The sequence below is a fragment of the Nocardia sp. Tas62D01 genome (assembly GCF_055232035.1).
Window position 1 is genome coordinate 3,270,137 of sequence record NZ_JBUYUZ010000001.1, and the last position, 19,190, is coordinate 3,289,326.

Sequence of the window (19,190 nt, forward strand, 5' to 3'; positions counted from 1 at the left end):
GAAACGGACCTGCGGTAGCCAGGGCTCTACCCGGCGGGGACGAGTTCCAGGCGAACACCGAGCAGGCGGATGGGGCGGTCGAGCTCGAAGCGGTCGATGATGCGGAGCGCGGTTTCCACGATCAGCGCGATGTCCGTGGTCGACTCGGGGAGTTTTTCCTGTTTGCTGCTGGTGTAGAAGGTTTTGGTGCGGACGGTGACCGAGACCCGGGTGCTGATACGACCCGCTGCGGCCATCTCCTCGGCAACCTCGGTGGCCAGTCGCGCGACCTGGGCACGGATCTCGTCGGGGTCGGTGAGGTCGTGCGGGAAGGTTTCGGATTTGCTGCGGCCCACCGGAACCCGTGGCTCGGTCGTGACGTCCGTGTCGCCTTTGCCGTGGCCGAGCACCCAGAGATAGGGGCCGGTGTTGGGGCCGAATTCGGCGGCGAGGCGGTGGCGGTCCGCCGCCATCAGATCAGCGACTGTCTCGATACCCAGCTCGGCCATGCGGGCGGCGATCCGATTTCCGATGCCCCACAGGGCATTTGTCGGCCGGTGCGCCATCACCTCGACCCAGTTCGCGGCGGTGAGCCGGAAGATGCCCGCGGCCGCGCCGTCGGTATCCGCGGGTGCGGCGGACGATTTGCCCGAGGACTTCGCGAATCCGGTCGCCAGCTTGGCCGTGAGCTTGTTGTCACCGATGCCGATGGCGCACGTCAGGCCCAATTCGGCAATGGCGCTTCGGATTTCGCGAGCGAGCTGCTCCGGGTCGTCGGTGTCGGCGGCGAGGAATGCCTCGTCCCAGCCCCACACCTCGACCCGGCCGGGAAAGGTCCGCAGCAGTGACATGACCTCGTCCGATGCCTCCTCGTAGGTGGCCATGTCCAGCGGCAGGAACACCCCATCGGGACATTTGCGCTCGGCGCTGCGCAGCGCCATCCCTGCGCGCACACCGTAGGCGCGCGCCGGATAGGACGCACAGGTCACGACCTTGCGCGGCTCCTTGGGGTCGCCGTTTCCGCCGACGATGACCGGCAACCCGCGCAGTTCCGGATGACGGCGGAACTCCACCGCCGCCTGGAACTGGTCGAGATCGACGTGCAGCAGCCATCTGGCCATACGTCTGTCTTACCGCACGGCTATGACATGCAGCGGAAATTCGCCACGATCGAACCGCTACCCGAGTCGTAGGATTTCTGAGGACGATCAAGGGGAGCACTCCGATGACCGACGCGCAGGACAATTCCGCAGCACTGACCGCGGTTCGGATCGGCGACACCGATCGCGAACTCGCCGCACGACAGCTGCAGATCGCCGTCGACGACGGCCGACTCGACCTGATGGAGCTGGACAGGCGGCTCGTCGCGATCTGTCGCGCGCTGGTGGCGGACGCATGCTCGCTACGGCGCGGTACGCGAACTGGAACCCGACCTCGTCTACGCGCTGTGGCTCGGCCCGGCACAGGAGTTCCTGTCGTGACACCGATGAGTTTGCGTCGCGCAGCCTGTCTACACAGGTGACCGAAAGGAATCCAGTGACAGACTTCGCGACTTCCGCCGACGGCACCCGTATCGCCTACGACCGATTCGGCGACGGCACACCGGTCATCGTGGTGAGCGGCATGTTCTGCGCGCGACCCATGACGCACGACCTCGCCACCCGGCTGGCCGAACAGTTCACCGTGATCAACTACGACCGCCGTGGCCGTGGCGAAAGCGGTGACACCCTGCCGTACGCCCCGGAACGCGAGGTGCAGGACCTGGCCGCTTTGATCACCGAGGTGGGCGGTAAGGCAGCGGTCTACGGGCATTCGTCGGGCGCCGGACTCGCGGTGCGTGCCGCCGCGGCCGGGTTGCCGATCACCCGCCTGGTGCTGCACGAACCGCCGTACGGCAGCGATAACGAGACGAGCAGGGACAGCGCGCGGGCGGTCGCCGACCGGATTCAAACGGCGATCACAGGGGGCCGGCCTGGCGATGCTGTCGCGATCTTCATGACGAACTCGGGTATGCCACCGGCGATGGCGGAGGCGACCGGTCGAGATCCCGGCATGCAAGCCGCGGCACCGACGATGCCCTACGACCTCGCGGTCATGGACAGCTTCGAGGGCGGTGGCGTGATTCCCGCCGACGTCGTGCGCACCCTGGACATCCCGACCCTGGTGTTACTCGGTGGCGCCAGCCCGGAGTTCTTCGGTTCGGCTGCAACACGTCTCACCGAATTGCTGCCCGACGCACACCTCACCGTGCTCGACGGGGCGGACCACGGCGCGCCCGCCGATGTCGTCGCACCACCGGTGGCGGCCTTCTTCGCGTGACAACGGCACAGCTGACAACGGCAAGGGTCGTGCACGTTTCCGTGCACGACCCCTTTCGATCAGATCAGGCGGTAGCCGCGAAGGACCGGCCGTCCAGCGCCGGTTCGGCTACCGGCTCGATGGCGTAGGCCAGGATATCGGCCACGTCGGCGACGGGGCGAACATCCAGGGCGGCCAACACTTCCGCAGGCACGTCGTCCAAGTCCGGCTCATTGCGGGCCGGGATGAACACCGTCTTCAGACCGGCACGCGCAGCGGCGAGCAGCTTCTGCTTGACGCCGCCGATCGGCAGCACCCGGCCGTTCAGCGTGACCTCACCTGTCATGCCGACGTCCGCGCGGACCTGCCTGCCCAGCGCCAGCGACACCAGGGCGGTGACCATGGTGACGCCCGCCGAAGGTCCGTCCTTCGGCACCGCGCCCGCCGGGAAGTGCACGTGGATATTGCGATCGAGCACCGACGGCTCGATGCCGATCTCCTCCAGGTGCGAACGCACGTAGGTGAGGGCGATCTGCGCCGACTCCTTCATGACGTCACCCAACTGGCCGGTCAGGGTCAGCGAACGCTCACCCTCGGCGACATTGGCCTCGATGTAGAGGACATCGCCGCCGAGTCCGGTGACCGCCAGTCCGGTCGCCACACCCGGCACCGCGGTGCGTTCCACTGAGTCGGGGGTGAACCGCGGTCGGCCGAGGTACTCCTTCAGATCAGCGACGTCGATCGTCAGTGACTCTTCCGGAACAGCCCCGGCGCTCTCGGAAGATACTGCTGCCGACGACTTCTCGGACCTCACCAGCGTGTCGTAACCCAGTTCGGCGCCGTAACCCAGATCGGACACCACCGCATCGGATTCACCTGCGGCCGAGCCGATTACATCCTCGGACAGCCGAGTCGCCGCCTTGCGCAACGCCTTCGCGATCAACCGCTCCATCTGCCGCACTCCGGCTTCCCGGGTGTAGTTGGCCGCGATCTCACGCAGTGCCGCGTCGGTGACGGTGACCTCCTCGGCGGTCAGCGCATTGCGTTCCAGCTGCCGTGGCACGAGGAAGTCGCGGGCGATGGCCACCTTGTCGTCCTCGGTGTAACCGTCGATGGTGATCAGCTCCATCCGGTCCAGCAGCGGGCCGGGGATGGTGTCCATGACATTCGCCGTGGCGATGAACAGCACGTCGGACAGGTCGAGATCCAGATCCAGGTAGTGATCGCGGAATGTGTGGTTCTGCGCCGGATCCAGCACCTCGAGCAAAGCCGCCGCCGGATCGCCGCGGAAGTCGGAGCCGACCTTGTCGATCTCGTCCAGCAGGACAACGGGATTCATCGATCCCGCCTCCTTGATGGCACGGACGATCCGACCGGGCAGCGCGCCGACGTAGGTGCGCCGGTGGCCACGGATCTCGGCCTCGTCGCGCACGCCGCCGAGGGCGACGCGAACGAACTTGCGTCCCATGGCCCGTGCCACTGATTCACCCAGCGAGGTCTTACCGACACCGGGCGGACCGACCAGTGCCAGCACCGCGCCAGAGCCACGTCCACCGACGACCTCCAGACCACGCGAGGCCCGCCGCGAACGCACGGCCAGGTACTCGACCATGCGGTCCTTCACCTCGTCCAGGCCGTGGTGGTCGGCGTCCAGCACCGCGCGGGCAGCCGAAACATCGGTGTTGTCTGTGGTTTTCACCGTCCACGGCAGCTCGAGCACGGTGTCCAGCCAGGTCCGGATCCAGCCGGATTCCGGGCTCTGATCGCTGGCCCGCTCCAGCCTGCCGACCTCGCGCAGCGCCTCCGCCCGGATGTTGTCGGGCAGATCGGCCTGCTCGACCCGAGCGCGGTAGTCGTCGGCGCCGTCGGGCTCGTCCTCGCCGAGTTCCTTGCGGATGGCGTTGAGCTGCTGACGCAGCAGGAACTCGCGCTGGCCCTTCTCCAGGCCCTCGCGCACATCGTCGCTGATCTTCTCGGTGACCTCGGCCTCGGCGATATGCGCCTTGGTCCACTCGATCAGCGTGGTCAACCGCTGTGCGGCATCGGGGGTTTCGAGCAGTTCGCGCTTCTGATCGTTGGTCAGGTACGGCGCGTAGCCCGCGGTGTCGGCGATCGCCGACGGATCGATCAGCTGATTGACCGCGTCGATGATCTGCCATGCCTCGCGGCGCTGCAGCACCGAGACGACCAGCTTCTTGTATTCGACGGCAAGTTCTTTGGTGCGCCCGTCGGTCGCGGGCGTATCAACCGGCTCGGCCTCGACCCACAGCGCCGCGCCGGGCCCGGTCACGCCGTGTCCGATCTTCGCGCGCCGTTCGGCCTTCAGTACCGCGGCGGGCGCGCCACCGCGCATCCGGCCGACCTGTTCGATGGTGGCGACCACGCCGTAGGAGGCGTAGCCCTCGGTGAGTCGCGGTGCGAGCAGCACAGCCTCGGTCTTCGCCGCACGCGCGGCATCGATGGCGGCCTGCGCCGATTCGTCCAGTTCGATGGGCACGACCATGCCAGGCAGCACGATCGGATCGGTCAGGAACAGCACCGGCAGGTTCTGTGGTGTAGTCACGTGGTCGACCCTTCCAAAAGTTGAGCGATGCCCAGTCAACCCCGAGGCTCCCACGTTTGTTCCGCGCTGCCCCCGACGTTCGCTCAGGGCGAATCGAATAGTCGGCGGCGAGCCGGACCGCGAAATGCCTGGTCGCGTTGGGGCGAAAGACCGCTCTACCTGGTGGCCTATCGTTGAGCGCAGCGCGCTGCTAGTTTTCGGCTGGATCATCCTGCACCTGGACCGATTACGCGTCCACCGCAGAATCCGAACACCGCTGGCCATGGGCTTCGTGTGGGGTGCGCTGGCCGGGACGGGCATCGCGATGTTCGCCAACGACCGCAACATGCGGATGATCCAGAACCTGGCCGGTGACGGCTTCGCCATCGACTGGCAGGTACCCCGATTTCGGTCGTCGAGGAGGCGGTCAAAGGTGTCGGCGTCTTCGCCGTCGCTTGGCTGAGTCGGCCGCTGCTGCGGCGGCCGATGCACGGCAACCGCCGTCATCAGTTGCGCAGGCAGCGGCTGCTCCTCGACCGGATCCAGGACCTCGGGGTGGAAACGGACCCGCGTTGACACTCCGCCTGACCCGATGAGAACGTGTCCTTGATATGTCACTACCCGGTCAGCACTAGGGGGACCCCTCGATGACGACTATCGCCTCGGGCGTGCTCATCGACTGGGAGAATCTCACCGGGCAGTCCAAGTTCACCGTCGATCTCATCACTTTCCCTATCTTCAGCGCATTGGCGGGCTGGCTCACCAACTGGACCGGCGTCCTGATGCTTTTCTGGCCCATGGTGTTCCGTGGCATTCGGATCCCCGGCCTGCATGTGCTGTATCCCTATTTCCCGCGCCGGGTCCAAGTGCTGCCCACATTTTCCGGCGACGGCCGCCGACTCGGATTTCAGGGATTCATACCGGCACGCGCGGAAAAAATGGCGAGCATCTGTGTGGACAAAGCGCTGATGCGGATCGGCAGCCCGAAGGATTTCATTCACGAACTCGATCTGGACGGCATCGCCGACTACATCGCGATACTCGCCCGCAAACAGGTACAGCCGCTGGTCGACGAGCTAATGAACCGGGAGAATCCGGACCTGTGGCGCACCATGCCGCGCGCCATGAAACAGCTCGTCTATCAACGGGTGGATCGGGAACTGCCCGCATTGTGCCGGCGCTCGTTCGAATCACTCGGCGACAATGTCGATCAACTCATCGACGTCAAGAGTTTCGTCATCCGGTACCTGCAGGAAAATCCCTACATCCTGAAGGACCTGACCACCACCATCGCCGCACCGGAACTGAAGTTTATGGTCCGAGTCGGCCTGCTCGGTGCGCCGTTCGGTCTGCTACTCGCGCTGTATCTGCATGTGCACGCCCGCATTCCGGTGCTCGGCTGGGTGCCAGGATGGGTGATCGTGCTGTTGGCCGCGGCGGCAATCGGTGTGATCGTCAATGTCATCGCGGTCAAGATGGTGTTCGAGCCGGGCGATCCGCAGCCCCGCTACAAATACCTGTGGCAACAGGCGTTGCTTGCCAAACGGCAGCCGCAGGCCGCTGTCGACCTCGCCCACATCCTGGCCTACCAGGTGCTGACCCTGCCGAACCTCTCGAAGGAATTGCTCGAGGGCCCCAACGGCGACAAAACGCGACAGTTGCTGGAGCGGTTGATCTCCGAGGAGATCCATCGCCAGCTCGGCCCGACCAAGTCGCTGGTCCGCGCCGCCTTCGGGCGTCGCCAGTTCGACAATCTCACGGTCGGAGCAGCCGGCGCCGCGGTCGGTCTGGCGCCGAGCCTGGTCGAGGACGAGGAATTCACCCTCGAGCAGGCCAAGAAGATCGAGGAATTCGCCGCGCGCAAGCTCCAGCACCTCACGCCAGGGGAGTTCATGGAGATGTTCTACGCCTCGGTCGAACAGGATGCCTGGCTGCTCTACCTGCACGGCGCGGTCCTCGGCCTCGTGGTCGGCGCCACCCACCTGCTGCTTTTCGGTTGGTAATCACCGGCTTCACGATCGACCACACCTCGGCAGATAACTCTCGTCGTAAATACAAGCACGCGTGCTTGCATTTTTCTGAGCCCGCTGCGATGCTGAAGCGCGACGGCGCACAGAGCAGTGTGCCTGCGACCGCAAGGAAACAGATGGCTGACCTCGACGCGCTACTCGGTGATTTCGCCGCGGAATGCGCGGATCTGGAACACCTGGTCGCGCCACTGGCGCCGGAGGACTGGTCCACCCCCACACCCGCGCCCGGCTGGGATATCTTCCATCAGATCGGCCATCTGACCTGGACCGACGAGGTTTCCATCCTGGCGGCGACCGACGCGTCCGGCTTCACGCGGTTGCTGGCCGAGGCCGCACCGAAGGCGCTGACCTTTGTCGATGAAGCCGCGCAGGAGGCGGCCGCCACACCCGCGCCGGAACTGCTCGACCGGTGGCGCCGGGGCCGCACCGCACTCGCCGATGCCCTGCGCGCGGTGCCCGCGGGCAGGAAACTGCCGTGGTTCGGCCCGCCGATGAGCGCGGCATCGATGATCAGCGCGCGGATCATGGAGACCTGGGCACACGGACAGGATGTGGCCGACGCCCTCGGCCTCACCAGGACGCCCACCGCCCGGCTGCGCACCGTCGCCCATCTCGGCGTCCGAACCAGAAACTTCGCCTACTCGGTACACGGCAAGCCCCCGCCCGCCGAGGAATTCCTGGTGGAACTCACCGCGCCCGACGGCACGATCTGGTCCTGGGGACCGGCCGATGCCGCGCAGCAGGTGCGCGGACCCGCCCTCGACTTCTGCCTGCTGGTGACGCAGCGCCGTCACCGCGACGACCTGGCGCTGGAGACGATTGGCCTGGATGCCGCGGACTGGCTGACGATCGCACAGGCCTTCGCGGGACAGACCGGAGAAGGACGGACAGCGGGCCAGTTCGCCTGACCCGCTGTATTTTCCCGACCACCCGGCTTCGGGAGCGGGCGAGCGCCACACTTGGGTGCGCCGTTCGTGTCGACGGCCGGACGCCATTGGCCGGGTGTCTCAATGTGGCAGTCGAGAATGACGCTCGCCAGCTATCTGGGTTTACCCGCCCGACAGCTGATGGAAACATGAACAATGCGAAAAATCGGGCGGGGACCCGCCGCTGACGACGTCGTTCGCGCGACTTTGTGATGCTGATCTCACCGACGCGGTGGCCCCGCGGGCTACACCGTAACCTGGACAAGCGTACGGCTTTCAACGATGCGGGCCGCGCCGCAAGGACCAGGGGCGGAGGAAAGGAAAGCATCGTGACTGCACACACGCCTGCCCAGGTCGTTCGGCATGCCGCGATCGTGCTCGCCGGTGCAGCCAGCCTCAGCCTCACCGTCGCCTCCGGGGCCTACATCGTGAACCAGATGGCGGACACCCACCGGGCGGGCAGCGAACTCTCGGCACCGCCCGCGCCCGCGCCCGCGGTCCGGGACGTCATCCCGCCCACCGGCCCGGGGCCGTCGGAGGCCATGCTGACCGGCGGAAGCCGCGATCTCCCAGCGATATTCATGCGGGCGCCCGCCGATATCGACACCGCTGCCGCTGCCGCGGAAACTGAGGCGCTCCAAGCCGACCCGGCGCCCAGCGCGTCGAGCGCGCTGGGCGGGAAGCTCCGGCTCGGCACCACCTATATCGGTGCGCAATTGGCTCCGGTCCGCGCCGACACCGTCGCGCTCTCCGTGGACACCAATGCCCTGGCCACGCTGACGAATTTCGTGCTGTCCGAGCCGATCAGGAAGCGTCTCGGCGTCACCACCGACCCCGCCGCGACCACGCGGGTCCGGACCGAATTCGACACCCACGGCGAGGTCACGCTGACGTTCTCCGACCCAACCCTCGGTGACCACTCGCTGCGTGCGAACCGCTACTCCGCACCGGCCCCGGAGAACACCTACTCCGCACCGGCCCCGGAGAACACCCCGAGCCCTGCGGTGGAGGCGACGTCGCCTGCGCACACCGAGGCGACGACCGAGGCCACGGTACCCGAAACCCCTGCGGCGCCCGATGACTCGGCAACGCGTCCAGCCTGACCATCGCGCGTGGCACCATCAACGTGTGACGACAGCCGAACACCACTTCTGCGTAGTCGGGGGCGGGATCGTCGGGGTGGCGACCGCACATCGCATCCTGCGGCGGCATCCCGGCGCAAGCCTCGTGCTCGTCGACAAGGCCGCCGCGCTGGCCACCCATCAGACCGGACACAACAGCGGTGTCATCCATTCCGGCATCTACTATCCTCCGGATAGTTTGAAGGCCAGGCTGTGCAGGCAGGGCGCGCAGTGGACGAAGGATTTCGCCGCGGCGAACGATATTCCGTTCGAGGTCTGCGGAAAGTTGCTGGTGGCCACCGACTCCGCCGAACACGAGCGGATGCTCGCACTGCACGAGCGGTCGGTGACCAATGGCGTGGACGTCGAACTGCTCGACGCGGCCGAACTCACCCGCCGCGAACCGCGGGTTACCGGCGTCGGCGCCCTGTTCGTGCCGAGCACCGGCATCGTCGACTACACCCGCGTCACCACGGCGCTTGCCGAGGAGATCCGCGCGGCGGGCGGACAGATCGTGCTCGGCGCCGAGATCGACTCGATCATCGAGACCGACGACGCGGTGACGGTATCCGGTCCGTCGGGGTCGTGGACCGCACGCACCCTGGTGGTCTGCGCGGGACTGCAGGCCGATCGAATGGCCAGGCTGGCGGGCCTGCGCACCGATTTCCGCATCGTGCCGTTCCGCGGCGAGTACTACCGGCTGCCGCCTGAACGGGCCGGGCTGGTGCGCACGCTGATCTACCCGATCCCCGATCCGGGCCTGCCGTTTCTCGGCGTCCACCTGAGCCCAACCATCGACGGCGAGCTGACCGTCGGCCCCAACGCGGTGCTCGGGCTGGCCAGGGAGGGCTACCGCAAGGGCAGCTTCAATGCCCGCGACGCCCGTGAGGTGCTCGGCTTCGCCGGGTTCCACCGGGCGGCCCGCGCGCATCTGCGCACCGGGGCACGCGAGTTGCGCAACTCACTGTTCAAGCGCGGCTATCTGGCCGAATGCCGACGGTACTGTCCCGAGCTGACGGCCGCGGATCTGCGGCCGCGCGAGGCGGGCATCCGGGCGCAGGCGGTGATGCGCGACGGCACCCTGGTGCACGACTTCCTGATCGAGCGCACGCCGCGGTCGATCCATGTGCTGAATGCACCGTCCCCGGCGGCGACCTCGGCCATGCCGATCGCCGAGTATCTGGTCGATCAGCTCTGAGGCCATCCGTGAGCAACCAAGCAACCGCCCGGTAGCAATGCGGAAACCCGACAAACCGAATCCTGGGCAATCCTCCAATAAAGAGGAGAGCTGTAGTACTTTTAGCGCAGCCGTGGAACAGGGAGGGCCTATGGGCCATATCAAGTACGCGAGTGACGTCGGAGCGCCCGTCGAGGTCGCCTTCACCTACACCGACAACCACCTGTTCGTGCCGAACTGGATGTTCGGTGTCGCAGGCTTCGAACCTACGGGCGAGATCGACCAGGGCCTCGGCGCCAACTTCACGACCACCACACGGCTTGCGCTGTGGCATCACACGATGTCCTGCGAGATCACCGAATACCGGCGCGATGCGGTGATCGGCTACACGCTGCGCGGCCGGTTGTCTGGAACACTCACACTGCGGTTCGATCCACTCGGCTGTGGACAGTCGGTACTGACGTCCGAGGCGGAGTACGCTCCACCGAGCGGCTTCGTCGGCCGTCTGTGTCTCGGTTTGGTGGACTCCGCCGTGAAATCGGCACTGCGCCGCACCGAGGCTCAGTTGCGAAGGGAGATAGAGGAATTCCACGGTACCGATCTTGTCGGTCGGATTGCGTAAGGTGCCAGACATGATCATCGTGAGCACCGACGGATCCTGCCTCCGCAACCCCGGTGGCGCCATCGGCTGGGCTTGGGTCAATCATCAGGGCTCCTCGCGCAGCGGGGGAGCCGCATCAGGAACCAATCAGGTCGCGGAGCTTGGCGCAGTGCTGGAGGCGATTCTCGCGCACCCCGGTGAGGAGCCCCTCTTCATCGAAAGCGATTCGCTCTACGCCATCAAGTGCGCGTCGGAATGGATCTCGGGCTGGCGGGTCAACGGCTGGCGCACCTCCACCGGCGGCGCGGTGAAGAACGTCGAACTCATCAAGCAAATCGACCGGGCCATCGCCACTCGGCCGGGACCGGTCCGGTTCCGCTGGGTGCGTGGACATGTCGGCAACTACTTCAACGAGCAGGCCGACGCACTCGCGGGTGAGGCGGCCAGGCAGGCCGCAGTGACAGCCGCGGGCAGCGAAATGGCCACCGCGGAACTGCCGACGGTGGCGGAGCTGCCGACCGTCGCTGACCTTCCGATGGTGACCGAAGCCGAAAAAGAAAAGACTCCCGGGCCGCGGGCCGCGGGGAAGCCGGTCGCACCGGCGGCGCCTCAGACATTGACTCTGTTCTGAGTCCGCCGCGGCGCGAACGGAGCGCAGGTCCGCCGAAAAACCTCCGGCGGTGGAGCTATTCGCCCACCGCCGGGGGTGTTTCGGAGATCAGCTAGCCGGTCAGTTGTTGCCGAGCTGCTTCAGGATCGGCAGGTCGAACTTGTTGACCAGCCATTTGTCGCCCTGCTTCTCGAGCCCAGCGACCACTACGAGTTCGACCTGGCTCGGCGGCTTGTTCGCCGCGGCGATGTTCACGTTGGTGGTGGTCTGGCCGATCACCACTAGCACGGTGGCGTTGTTCTTGTCACCGGACTGGAAGCCGCACTGCATGTCGTAGGTGGACGACTTGGCCTTGGCATCGACGACCACGCCCTTCAGGTCCTGGCCGATCTTGCTGAAGGTGTCCTTCCAATCGCCGGTCGAGGCGGCGTCCACCTTCTTCAGATAGTCGTCGATGGTCTGCGGGTCGTAGGTGGAGATAAGGCGACCGTATTCGCACGCGGCCTTGGTGGCATCGGCCTGTGCGGCCAACTTGTCGCCGCGGTCGGTGGCCTGCAGGTAGAACACGACGACGGCGGTTACCGCCGCCACCAGCAGGATGCCTGCCACGAAGGCGGAGATCACCGGGACCAGGCCGAAGCGGCGGCCCTTCGGAGCGTCGCCCGCGCTGTCCTGCGCCGGCTCGGCAGACTTCGCGGCGGCGGCATCTTTGTCCGCGGCGGGCGCGTCGGTAGCGGGCTCGGCCGACGACTTCTCGAGGTCGATCGTCTTGTCGTCGGTCTCGGGGCTGTTCTCGGCGGTGGTTTCGGTGGCAGTGGTGTCCTCGACCCCGCCTTCCTTATCCGATTCGGGGTTCTTGGATCCAGCGTCATCGTTGGACATCGATACAATCCTGCACTTTCCCGGCGCGCTCGAGCGCGCCGATTTTGCCTTGTCAGCCCGTTTCCGGCGAACCGTTCGCACTCTGCGGACGCAGTATCCCCGGCCGGGGAATTCACCACCGGACCGGGGTTGACTCACCGCAGCGGCGGAGGCGTCATGTCATTCGGGTTCGCGCCCGGTGGCATCTGGGCTCCATTGTCGGGCACGTCCGGTCGCGGCGCATTTGCCGAACCACGAATCTGCAGGCCGGGCGGCGGATTCTCGCAGTAGTTCCACTTGGGCAGCGAGCCGTCCTGCACGACCTCGTTACGGATCGGCGTGTGCTTGTACTGGCAGATCGGCCGAACCCAGATATCGACGATGGTAAAGAACTCGTTGTCGTGCGCGGGCACACCCGCGGCCGAGAGACCGACATTCAAGGATGGGAACAGAGCCTGCAGCGCCGGAATACGCAACTGCGCGGCCTTGGTCATCGCCGAGAAGTTCGCGGCCAGGCTGGTGATCGGATCGGCGGTCTTGTCCAGCACCGCGCCAAGGCTGGTCAGCTGCCCCGGTGCCTGCTCCAGGATCGTCTGCAGCTCGGCATTGGCGTTGTTGAACTGGTCGAACAACGCGCCCGAATTTCGGGTCAAGGTCGCCAGATCAGGCTGCGCGTTCGAGGTGGTGTCCGCGATGGTGCGCAGATTGGTGATCAGGTTGGTGGTCTGCGGCAGCAGCGAATCGAAACCCGCCATGGCCAGGCTGATCCCATTCACCAAGCCGCGCAACTGATCCGGGCCACCGCTGAGTGCGGTGTCGAGTTCGGAGAGGATGGTCCCGAACTTGTCCGGATCGATCTGCGCGATGAGCGCGCTGGAGTTGTCCAGCACCGACCACACCGGGGTCGGCGTCTTGATCTTCTCCGGATCGAACTTGATGACCGAGCCGTCGTGCAGGAACGGACCCTGCTCGCTGCCCGGCCGGAAGTCGATGTACTGCTCACCGGCGCCGGACAGGGCCTGCACCGCGATCGCGGTATCGACGGGAATCGTGTACTTCGAATCGATTTGCGCCTTGGCCGTGATGGACTGGCCGCGGTCGGTCAGCTGGATCGAGGTCACCTTGCCGATCCGGTATCCGCGCAGCGTCACATCATTGCCCGGCTGCAGACCACCCGAGCGGTCCAGGTTCACCGTGACGGTATAGTTGGATTTCAGCGGATTAACCCGCATGACGCTCACCAGCAGATACGTGGCGCCGAGGATGAACACCAGCACCAGGCCGATACTCGACAGCAGCAGCTTGCGCCGAAACAGATTGCCCAGCCAGCTCACTTGTAGGTCCCCGTCACTCGCGCTTGAATCAACTGCAGGACGGTGATCAGACTGCCTGCCAGGTCTTGCACGTCACGGAGATCCTGGATCTTGCCGTGTGCCGGATCGCTGAGCACGCTGAGATCGAGATTCGTCGCGGTCGCGTAGACGGCGAGGCTGTTGCCCTTGAACGACGCGTCGATGCCGGGCTTGATTTCGTGCAGCGCGTCGAGCGCGGGTCCGAAGTTCTGCTCGGTCTTCGACAGCGCGTCCATCAGCTTGTGCACGTTGTCGAGCAAGCTACCAAGCTGATCGCCCGAGTTGGTGGCGTAGTCGTCGAGCGCGGCACTGGTCACCGAAATCTTGGACAGCAGATCGCCGATGGCCCTGTTGTTTTCGGCCACGGCGCCGATCATCTGCGGCAGTGTGTCAGCGACCTGGCCGAGTTCCGAGCGCCTTGTCTCGATGGTGGTGGCCAGCGCGCTGAATTGGTTCAGCACATTGTCGACGCGGGTGGTGTTGGCGTTCAAACTGCCGACGACACCGGTCATCTCTTTGATCAGGTGCGCCATTTGGTCACCACGGCCGCCGACGATGGAATCCATTTCCGAGGTCAGCTTGCTGAGGGCGGCGATTCCGCCGCCGTTGAACAGCATGGACACCGAGATCAGCAGTTCCTCGACCGTGGCGCCGGCCGAGGTCTTGTCCAGGCCGAGGGTGTCGCCGTCGTGCAGGATCTGGGTGCCGGATTCCGTCTTGGGCTTGATCACCGAGACGAAGACGTCACCGAGCGGCGTGGCCTGCCGGAGTTCGGCCGTGCTGCCGGTGGGCAGCTCGATGTCCTTGCTGATCGTCAGGTCCACGATGGCCTGGAAGTTCTGTGTCCTGATGTTGGACACCACGCCGACATCGGAACCGCCGATCTTCACCTTCGCCTGATCGGGCAGGTTCAGCGCATTCGCGAAAACTGCGTGCAGAGTGTAGGTTTCGCCGCTCGCACCGGGCTTGGGCAGCGGCAGCTTCTCCACCGTGAATCCGCACCCGGAGGTCACGGCCACGCCGGCCACGGCTGCCGCGGCGATAAGGGTGCGGCACACTTTCTTGGTCAGCCGGTTGGTCATTTGGTCATCCCCAGCAGTGCGGCCGTCATTCCGAGGTCGGGTCCGAGGTCCTCGAGCTTTCCGGTCCGGCACCCGTCCGACTTCATCTGAATCCGTTCACAGAACACGCTCAACAGCTCGCCGTTGAGAAAGGTCTGGATATTGCCGTGTAGCCGGACGTAACCTTGCTCCCGGTTCATCGACCGATCGAGGTTCTGCATCAGCAACGGCGCGAGGTCGACGACCTCAGTGAGGCCGCGGGCATTGGCGCGCAGCTGATCGGTCACCTTGGTCAGCCCGGTGAGCGAACTCGACAGCTGGTCCTGGTACTGCGCGAACACCGAGCTGGTGTTGTTCAGGAAGTCGTTGAGCTGTTGCAGCGTTGCCTGCAGGCCGGGCGCCTGATCCGCGAGCAGCCCCGTCATCTGGGTCATCCGGTTGCTGAAATCGCGGACCGACTGGTCGTTCTCGGCCAGCATGGTGGTCAAGTCGTTGAGCTTGACGATGATGTTGGAGACCGCGTCCTTGTTGTCGACACCGACCTTCAGTGCGCCGGAGAGCGCATTGAGGGTGTCGCGCATCTTCTCGCCCTGGCCGTTGAGCATCGGGTAGAGCACCCGGCCCGACAGCGGGCCGATGCCCTCGGTGCCCGGCTCCGGTTTCAGCGCGGCGGCGAACTGATCGATGGTCTTGATCATCGTGTCCAGCTCGACCGGTGTCTTGGTCTTCGCCTTGGGCAGATGCGTACCGTCGGACATGGTCTCGCCCTGGGTGTACACGGGGGTGAGTTCGATGTGCCGGTCGGTCACGATGGACGGCGAAATAATCGCGGCCATCGCGTCTTTCGGAATCTTCACGCCGGAGTCGATCGACAGGTGCACCTCGACCAGCGTGCCCTTCGGCACGATCTTGTCGACCTTGCCGACCTCGAGGCCGAGCACGGTGACCGGGTTGCCCTCGTACATGCCCGCGATGTTCTCGAAATCCGCGGTGATGTGCATGGTGTTGCCCAGCGCGTCGTTCGCCGAATGCGGCAGGATGGAGCAACTGCCGACGGCCAGCGCCGCGGCGCTGATCATCAACGTCTTTGCGACGGTACGGAAGCTCATCCCTGGCACCCCTCGATCATGTGGGCGAAGCACAACCAGTTGTCGGGGAAGCCCCACGGCAAGCCGACCTCACCGTACGGACCGTTGCCGAACGCATTGTTGAACTGGCGCACCGACACCGGCATGATCGTCAGCAGCCGGTCGAGGTTGTCCTTGTTCTTCTGCAGGCCCTCGGCCATGGTGTTCAGCTGCTCGATAGTCGGGCCGAGCTGATTGTTGTTCGACGCGCCGATCTCCTGCAGCTGCCTGCTCAGCCTCGACACATTGTCGAGCAGCTGACGCAGCAGACCCTGGCGCTCCATCACCCGGTTGGCGATGGCCTCGCCCTGGGTGATCACCAGCAGTGCGCTGTTGCGGTTGTCGCCGAGGATCTGGGTGACCCGGTCGAGATCCTTGAGCAGGCCGTCCACTTCGGTCTTGCGCGAATCCATCACCTTGGCCAAAGCGCCGACGCTGTCGAGCGCCTGCGACATGAGCGCGGGCGAATCGCCCATCTGCTGGTTGATCATGTCCAGCGAGGTGGCCAGCTTCTTGGTGTCGAGCGCCTCGAACTTCGGGGTGCCGACCTCGACGACGTCGGCCAGATTGTACGGAACCGAGGTGTTGGACAACGGAATCCGGCTGCCCTTGAGGCCCGAACCGTCGCCCGGCTCGACATCCACATACCTGGCGCCGAGCAGCGTCGCCATCTTGATCGACGCGTGGGCGTCCGGACCGAACTTCACGTTGTTGTTCACGCTCAGCGACAGCAGGACATGCCCGCCCTCGAGCTTCGCGCCCGCCACGTGACCCATCGGGACACCCGCGACATTAACCTTGTCGCCGACCTTGACCCCGGCGGTCTGCGCGAACTCGGCCTTGATCGTGTTCTCACCGACGCCGAGCTGCTTGTAGACGGTCGAGCCGACCAGCAGACCGACGATGAGGATCGCACCGAGTACGCCGAGCCAGAGGTTGCGGTTGTTGTTGAACCTGGACTTGATCGTCGTCATGGGCGGCACACCGCCGACTGCCCGTTGCCGCCGATCTGTGGGAGCAGACCGCGGGGGAGCAGGATTCCGTACAGAGACACATCCAGGCGGCACATATAGGCGTTCGCGTAGGCGCCGTCCTGGGTGAACTTACCGATATTCGCCAGGATCCCGGGCAGGTCGATCGCGGCCTGGTCGAGCTTGGCGCCGTTGGCGATCAGCAGCGTCAGCGCGGAAGTGGTGGAGTCCTGCGCGGCCTCGAGCTTCGGCTGCACCTTGCCGACCATGTCGACCAGCGCGCCGGTCGCGTCCGCGATCTGCATCGTGGACTGCTGCAGCGACTGACCCTGGTCGTACAGACCGCCGATCAGTGCCCGGGTCTGGGTAACCAGGGTCTCCAATTCATCACCTCGCTTGGCCAACCCCTGCATGACGCCGCTGAGGTTGGTGATCACATCGCTGAGAATGGCGTCCCGGCGCTGGAAATCCGTAGCCAGGGTCGCGGCCTGAGTGACGAACGCGCTCAACGAAACACCGTCGCCCTGCAATGCCTGGATGAAGGTTTCCGACAGCCTGTTCACCTGCTCGGGCTGCAATACCTGGAACAGCGGCTGGAATCCGTTGAGCAGCGCCGACACGTCGAAGGACGGTTCGGTGCGCTCCAGCGGAATGCTGGCGTTGTTCTTCAACGGGGCCGGGCTGGCCGACTTGCCCTGGGCCAGCGCGATATAGCGCTGGCCGATCAGGTTCTGGTAGCGCACCAGGGCTTTGGTGTCGTCGTACACCGTCTGGTTGCGCTGCACGATGAACGTCACCTTGGCGTCGTTCTTGCCGTCGAGTTCGATCTTCTCGATCTTGCCGACCCGGACGCCCGCCATGCGGACATCGTCGCCGGGACGCAGGCCGAGCACGTCGCTGAAAGTGGCGGAGTAGGTGTTGGTATCACCGTCCACCACCCGCGCCAGGGTGTTCCAGATGACCACGGTCACCAGGATCGAGACGATCGCGAACAGACCGAACCCGATCAGCGGTTTGCGAATGCTCATTTGCCCTCACCGCTTTCGGTGATCTGCAGGGTTCCCCCGCGCAGCGCCGAACTCAGCAACAGATATTCGGCGGTCGTCGGACGGCGGCCGAGCAGCGCGGTGATCGCGGCATCTCCTTCGTACGAAATGGGACCTGCCGCGGAGGCGCTCGCTGGTTTGGCTGGCAACCCGCCTTCCGGCGCGGGCTGTCCTGCCGCCGGAGCGGGTGCGGGGGCGGCGCCAGGAGCGGGCGGGAACAGCTGCGGGAACAGCCCTTCCAACGGCGTGCCCGCGAGCGGACTCGTCGGCCGCGGACCCGTCAGTCCCGGAATCCCCGCCGCGGCATTCGCGGTCCCACCCGGCGTCGTCACGCCCGGGATCTCCGGCAGCCCGGCGGGCAGCGGCAACTTCGGCAGACCCGCCGCCGAATCCAAAGCGCGCGGCCGCATCGACTCCGGCAGGTAACCGGGATCGGCGATGGTCGGCGCGGTGACACAGCTCGGGCCGGCCAGGCTGCCGTAGCGCGGGCAGTCTTCCAAGGCGTACGGCTTGTACGGGGTGAGGGTGATGCCCGCGTTCCACACCATCTGGCGCTGCGGACCCCAGTGGAAGGTCGTGTTCAGCTTGCGCAGCGAGGTGTTCAGGCTGGCGATCGCCTCCGGGATCGAATTCGGGTCGGCCGCAAGCGCTCCGAACATGTCGCTGGTACCCGCGGTCACCTGCTTGCCCACGTCACCGTTGCGGGCGAACAGGGCGTTCACGGTGTCCACCGTGCCTGCCCCGTTGGAGATCAGCGCGATCAGCGCGGTCCGCCGGTCGGCGATGGTCTGCGCGGTCTTCACTGAGCTGCCGAGCACGTCGACCAGTTCAGGCGCCGACTGGTTGAGCGCGTGGAAGGAGGTGGAGAAATCATTCAGTAGCACACCGAGATCCGGGATCGAGTCGTCGACGGCCTGCAGCCAGCGGTCCAACCGCTCGATGGTGGATCCGGGCATCCGGCCGCTACCGTCGAGCGCCTGCGACAGCGTACCGAGCACGCGGCCGAACTGCAGCGGGTCGATCTTGTCGAGGATGGTGCGCACCGTGGTGAGGGTGTCCTGCAGCGCGATGGTGCCCTGGCTGCGGTCCTCGGCGATCTGCGAACCCTCGTGCAGGTATTGGTCGGCGGGGCCGTTGAAGACCAGTTCCACGGAGGTGACGGCGAACAGGTTGCTCGGCACCACGCGGGCGGTCACATTCGACGGGATGTCACCGGCGAACTCCGGCTTCAGCTCGATCTTGACCTTCTGCTGCTCGCCCTTGGCGGCAATGTCGACATTCTTGACCGCACCGACCAGCACGCCGCGGAACTTCACGTCCGCCTGGCTCGGCAGTCCGTCGCCGGTGGTGGTCAGATTGGCGACCACGTTCACCTTCGGCACGAAATAGCCGCGGTAGCGGGCCATCAGAAAGCCCAGGATCAACGCGAAGACAACCAGCCCGCAGACGCCCGCGATGAGCAACTGCCGCATGGTGGGTCCGCGCCCA

General features: G+C 65.7%; 18 protein-coding genes. 9 read left to right on the forward strand and 9 right to left on the reverse strand.

All coding sequences use genetic code 11. The features are described 5' to 3' along the window. Positions 1 to 26 precede the first annotated feature (26 nt). Positions 27 to 1,100, reverse strand: coding sequence for a DNA polymerase IV (locus ACV7NQ_RS15990; protein WP_463360389.1), 1,074 nt, complete (start codon positions 1,098 to 1,100; stop codon positions 27 to 29). A gap of 104 nt (positions 1,101 to 1,204) precedes the next feature. On the opposite strand from ACV7NQ_RS15990, the gene ACV7NQ_RS15995 reads away from it, so the two are divergent. Further along, positions 1,205 to 1,501 (forward strand): DUF1707 domain-containing protein, encoded by a 297-nt coding sequence (locus ACV7NQ_RS15995; RefSeq protein WP_463360390.1) that lies wholly within the window; start codon positions 1,205 to 1,207, stop codon positions 1,499 to 1,501. A gap of 14 nt (positions 1,502 to 1,515) precedes the next feature. After that, positions 1,516 to 2,298, forward strand: a complete 783-nt coding sequence (locus ACV7NQ_RS16000; protein ID WP_463360391.1) for an alpha/beta fold hydrolase — start codon at positions 1,516 to 1,518, stop codon at positions 2,296 to 2,298. A gap of 64 nt (positions 2,299 to 2,362) precedes the next feature. Here the strand turns inward: ACV7NQ_RS16000 and lon are convergent, their stop codons facing one another. Next, entirely contained in the window at positions 2,363 to 4,840 is a 2,478-nt protein-coding gene (gene lon, locus ACV7NQ_RS16005) for an endopeptidase La (protein WP_463360392.1), read from the reverse strand. 124 nt (positions 4,841 to 4,964) lie between these two features. On the opposite strand from lon, the gene ACV7NQ_RS16010 reads away from it, so the two are divergent. From ACV7NQ_RS16010 to ACV7NQ_RS16040, 7 genes are all read left to right on the forward strand, one after another. Further along, the gene (locus tag ACV7NQ_RS16010) at positions 4,965 to 5,282 is read left to right on the forward strand and encodes a hypothetical protein (protein WP_463360393.1); all 318 of its coding nucleotides are present in this window, start codon (positions 4,965 to 4,967) and stop codon (positions 5,280 to 5,282) included. Between the two features lie 184 nt (positions 5,283 to 5,466). Beyond that, positions 5,467 to 6,822 carry a hypothetical protein gene (locus ACV7NQ_RS16015; RefSeq protein WP_463360394.1) on the forward strand — a complete coding sequence of 452 codons (1,356 nt, stop codon included), beginning with the start codon at positions 5,467 to 5,469 and terminating at the stop codon, positions 6,820 to 6,822. A 143-nt stretch (positions 6,823 to 6,965) separates the two neighbouring features. Beyond that, entirely contained in the window at positions 6,966 to 7,757 is a 792-nt protein-coding gene (locus ACV7NQ_RS16020; protein WP_463360395.1) for a TIGR03084 family metal-binding protein, read from the forward strand. Positions 7,758 to 8,104: 347 nt separating this feature from the next. Then, positions 8,105 to 8,878, forward strand: coding sequence for a hypothetical protein (locus ACV7NQ_RS16025; RefSeq protein WP_463360396.1), 774 nt, complete (start codon positions 8,105 to 8,107; stop codon positions 8,876 to 8,878). Between the two features lie 25 nt (positions 8,879 to 8,903). Then, positions 8,904 to 10,094: an L-2-hydroxyglutarate oxidase gene (lhgO, locus tag ACV7NQ_RS16030; RefSeq protein WP_463360397.1), complete on the forward strand. Its 1,191-nt coding sequence runs from the start codon at positions 8,904 to 8,906 to the stop codon at positions 10,092 to 10,094. Positions 10,095 to 10,224: 130 nt separating this feature from the next. Beyond that, complete coding sequence (locus tag ACV7NQ_RS16035) at positions 10,225 to 10,695, forward strand: SRPBCC family protein (protein WP_463360398.1); 471 nt, start codon at positions 10,225 to 10,227, stop codon at positions 10,693 to 10,695. A 10-nt stretch (positions 10,696 to 10,705) separates the two neighbouring features. Beyond that, on the forward strand, positions 10,706 to 11,305 hold the full coding sequence (locus ACV7NQ_RS16040) for a ribonuclease H family protein (protein WP_463360399.1): 600 nt from the start codon (positions 10,706 to 10,708) through the stop codon (positions 11,303 to 11,305). Positions 11,306 to 11,404: 99 nt separating this feature from the next. On the opposite strand, the gene ACV7NQ_RS16045 is transcribed toward ACV7NQ_RS16040, so the two are convergent. The 7 genes from ACV7NQ_RS16045 to ACV7NQ_RS16075 all read right to left on the reverse strand — a co-directional run bounded on the left by ACV7NQ_RS16045 (position 11,405) and on the right by ACV7NQ_RS16075 (position 19,174). Then, the gene (locus ACV7NQ_RS16045; RefSeq protein WP_463360400.1) at positions 11,405 to 12,166 is read right to left on the reverse strand and encodes a hypothetical protein; all 762 of its coding nucleotides are present in this window, start codon (positions 12,164 to 12,166) and stop codon (positions 11,405 to 11,407) included. Between the two features lie 134 nt (positions 12,167 to 12,300). Continuing rightward, positions 12,301 to 13,479, reverse strand: a complete 1,179-nt coding sequence (locus ACV7NQ_RS16050; protein ID WP_463360401.1) for an MlaD family protein — start codon at positions 13,477 to 13,479, stop codon at positions 12,301 to 12,303. Continuing rightward, a complete protein-coding gene (locus ACV7NQ_RS16055; RefSeq protein WP_463360402.1) occupies positions 13,476 to 14,579 on the reverse strand; it encodes an MCE family protein in 1,104 nt (367 codons plus the stop codon). The genes ACV7NQ_RS16050 and ACV7NQ_RS16055 overlap by 4 nt, the downstream gene beginning before the upstream one ends. After that, entirely contained in the window at positions 14,576 to 15,667 is a 1,092-nt protein-coding gene (locus ACV7NQ_RS16060) for an MlaD family protein (protein ID WP_463360403.1), read from the reverse strand. Before ACV7NQ_RS16060 ends, ACV7NQ_RS16055 begins: the two co-directional genes overlap by 4 nt. After that, positions 15,664 to 16,659, reverse strand: a complete 996-nt coding sequence (locus tag ACV7NQ_RS16065; protein ID WP_463360404.1) for an MCE family protein — start codon at positions 16,657 to 16,659, stop codon at positions 15,664 to 15,666. The genes ACV7NQ_RS16060 and ACV7NQ_RS16065 overlap by 4 nt, the downstream gene beginning before the upstream one ends. After that, on the reverse strand, positions 16,656 to 17,684 hold the full coding sequence (locus tag ACV7NQ_RS16070) for an MCE family protein (RefSeq protein ID WP_463360405.1): 1,029 nt from the start codon (positions 17,682 to 17,684) through the stop codon (positions 16,656 to 16,658). The genes ACV7NQ_RS16065 and ACV7NQ_RS16070 overlap by 4 nt, the downstream gene beginning before the upstream one ends. Further along, complete coding sequence (locus ACV7NQ_RS16075; protein ID WP_463360406.1) at positions 17,681 to 19,174, reverse strand: MCE family protein; 1,494 nt, start codon at positions 19,172 to 19,174, stop codon at positions 17,681 to 17,683. The genes ACV7NQ_RS16070 and ACV7NQ_RS16075 overlap by 4 nt, the downstream gene beginning before the upstream one ends. Between the last annotated feature and the right edge of the window lie 16 nt (positions 19,175 to 19,190).

What these genes read in the sequence shown, in the direction of transcription:
- ACV7NQ_RS16060 (WP_463360403.1), bottom strand. Translation starts at nt 15,667, where the DNA reads ATGAGCTTCCGTACCGTCGCAAAGACGTTGATGATCAGCGCCGCGGCG.
- ACV7NQ_RS16040 (WP_463360399.1), top strand. Translation starts at nt 10,706, where the DNA reads ATGATCATCGTGAGCACCGACGGATCCTGCCTCCGCAACCCCGGTGGC.
- ACV7NQ_RS16010 (WP_463360393.1), top strand. Translation starts at nt 4,965, where the DNA reads ATGCCTGGTCGCGTTGGGGCGAAAGACCGCTCTACCTGGTGGCCTATC.
- ACV7NQ_RS16075 (WP_463360406.1), bottom strand. Translation starts at nt 19,174, where the DNA reads ATGCGGCAGTTGCTCATCGCGGGCGTCTGCGGGCTGGTTGTCTTCGCG.
- ACV7NQ_RS16035 (WP_463360398.1), top strand. Translation starts at nt 10,225, where the DNA reads ATGGGCCATATCAAGTACGCGAGTGACGTCGGAGCGCCCGTCGAGGTC.
- ACV7NQ_RS15995 (WP_463360390.1), top strand. Translation starts at nt 1,205, where the DNA reads ATGACCGACGCGCAGGACAATTCCGCAGCACTGACCGCGGTTCGGATC.
- ACV7NQ_RS16015 (WP_463360394.1), top strand. Translation starts at nt 5,467, where the DNA reads ATGACGACTATCGCCTCGGGCGTGCTCATCGACTGGGAGAATCTCACC.
- ACV7NQ_RS16045 (WP_463360400.1), bottom strand. Translation starts at nt 12,166, where the DNA reads ATGTCCAACGATGACGCTGGATCCAAGAACCCCGAATCGGATAAGGAA.
- ACV7NQ_RS16070 (WP_463360405.1), bottom strand. Translation starts at nt 17,684, where the DNA reads ATGAGCATTCGCAAACCGCTGATCGGGTTCGGTCTGTTCGCGATCGTC.
- ACV7NQ_RS16065 (WP_463360404.1), bottom strand. Translation starts at nt 16,659, where the DNA reads ATGACGACGATCAAGTCCAGGTTCAACAACAACCGCAACCTCTGGCTC.
- ACV7NQ_RS16055 (WP_463360402.1), bottom strand. Translation starts at nt 14,579, where the DNA reads ATGACCAACCGGCTGACCAAGAAAGTGTGCCGCACCCTTATCGCCGCG.
- ACV7NQ_RS16020 (WP_463360395.1), top strand. Translation starts at nt 6,966, where the DNA reads ATGGCTGACCTCGACGCGCTACTCGGTGATTTCGCCGCGGAATGCGCG.
- ACV7NQ_RS15990 (WP_463360389.1), bottom strand. Translation starts at nt 1,100, where the DNA reads ATGGCCAGATGGCTGCTGCACGTCGATCTCGACCAGTTCCAGGCGGCG.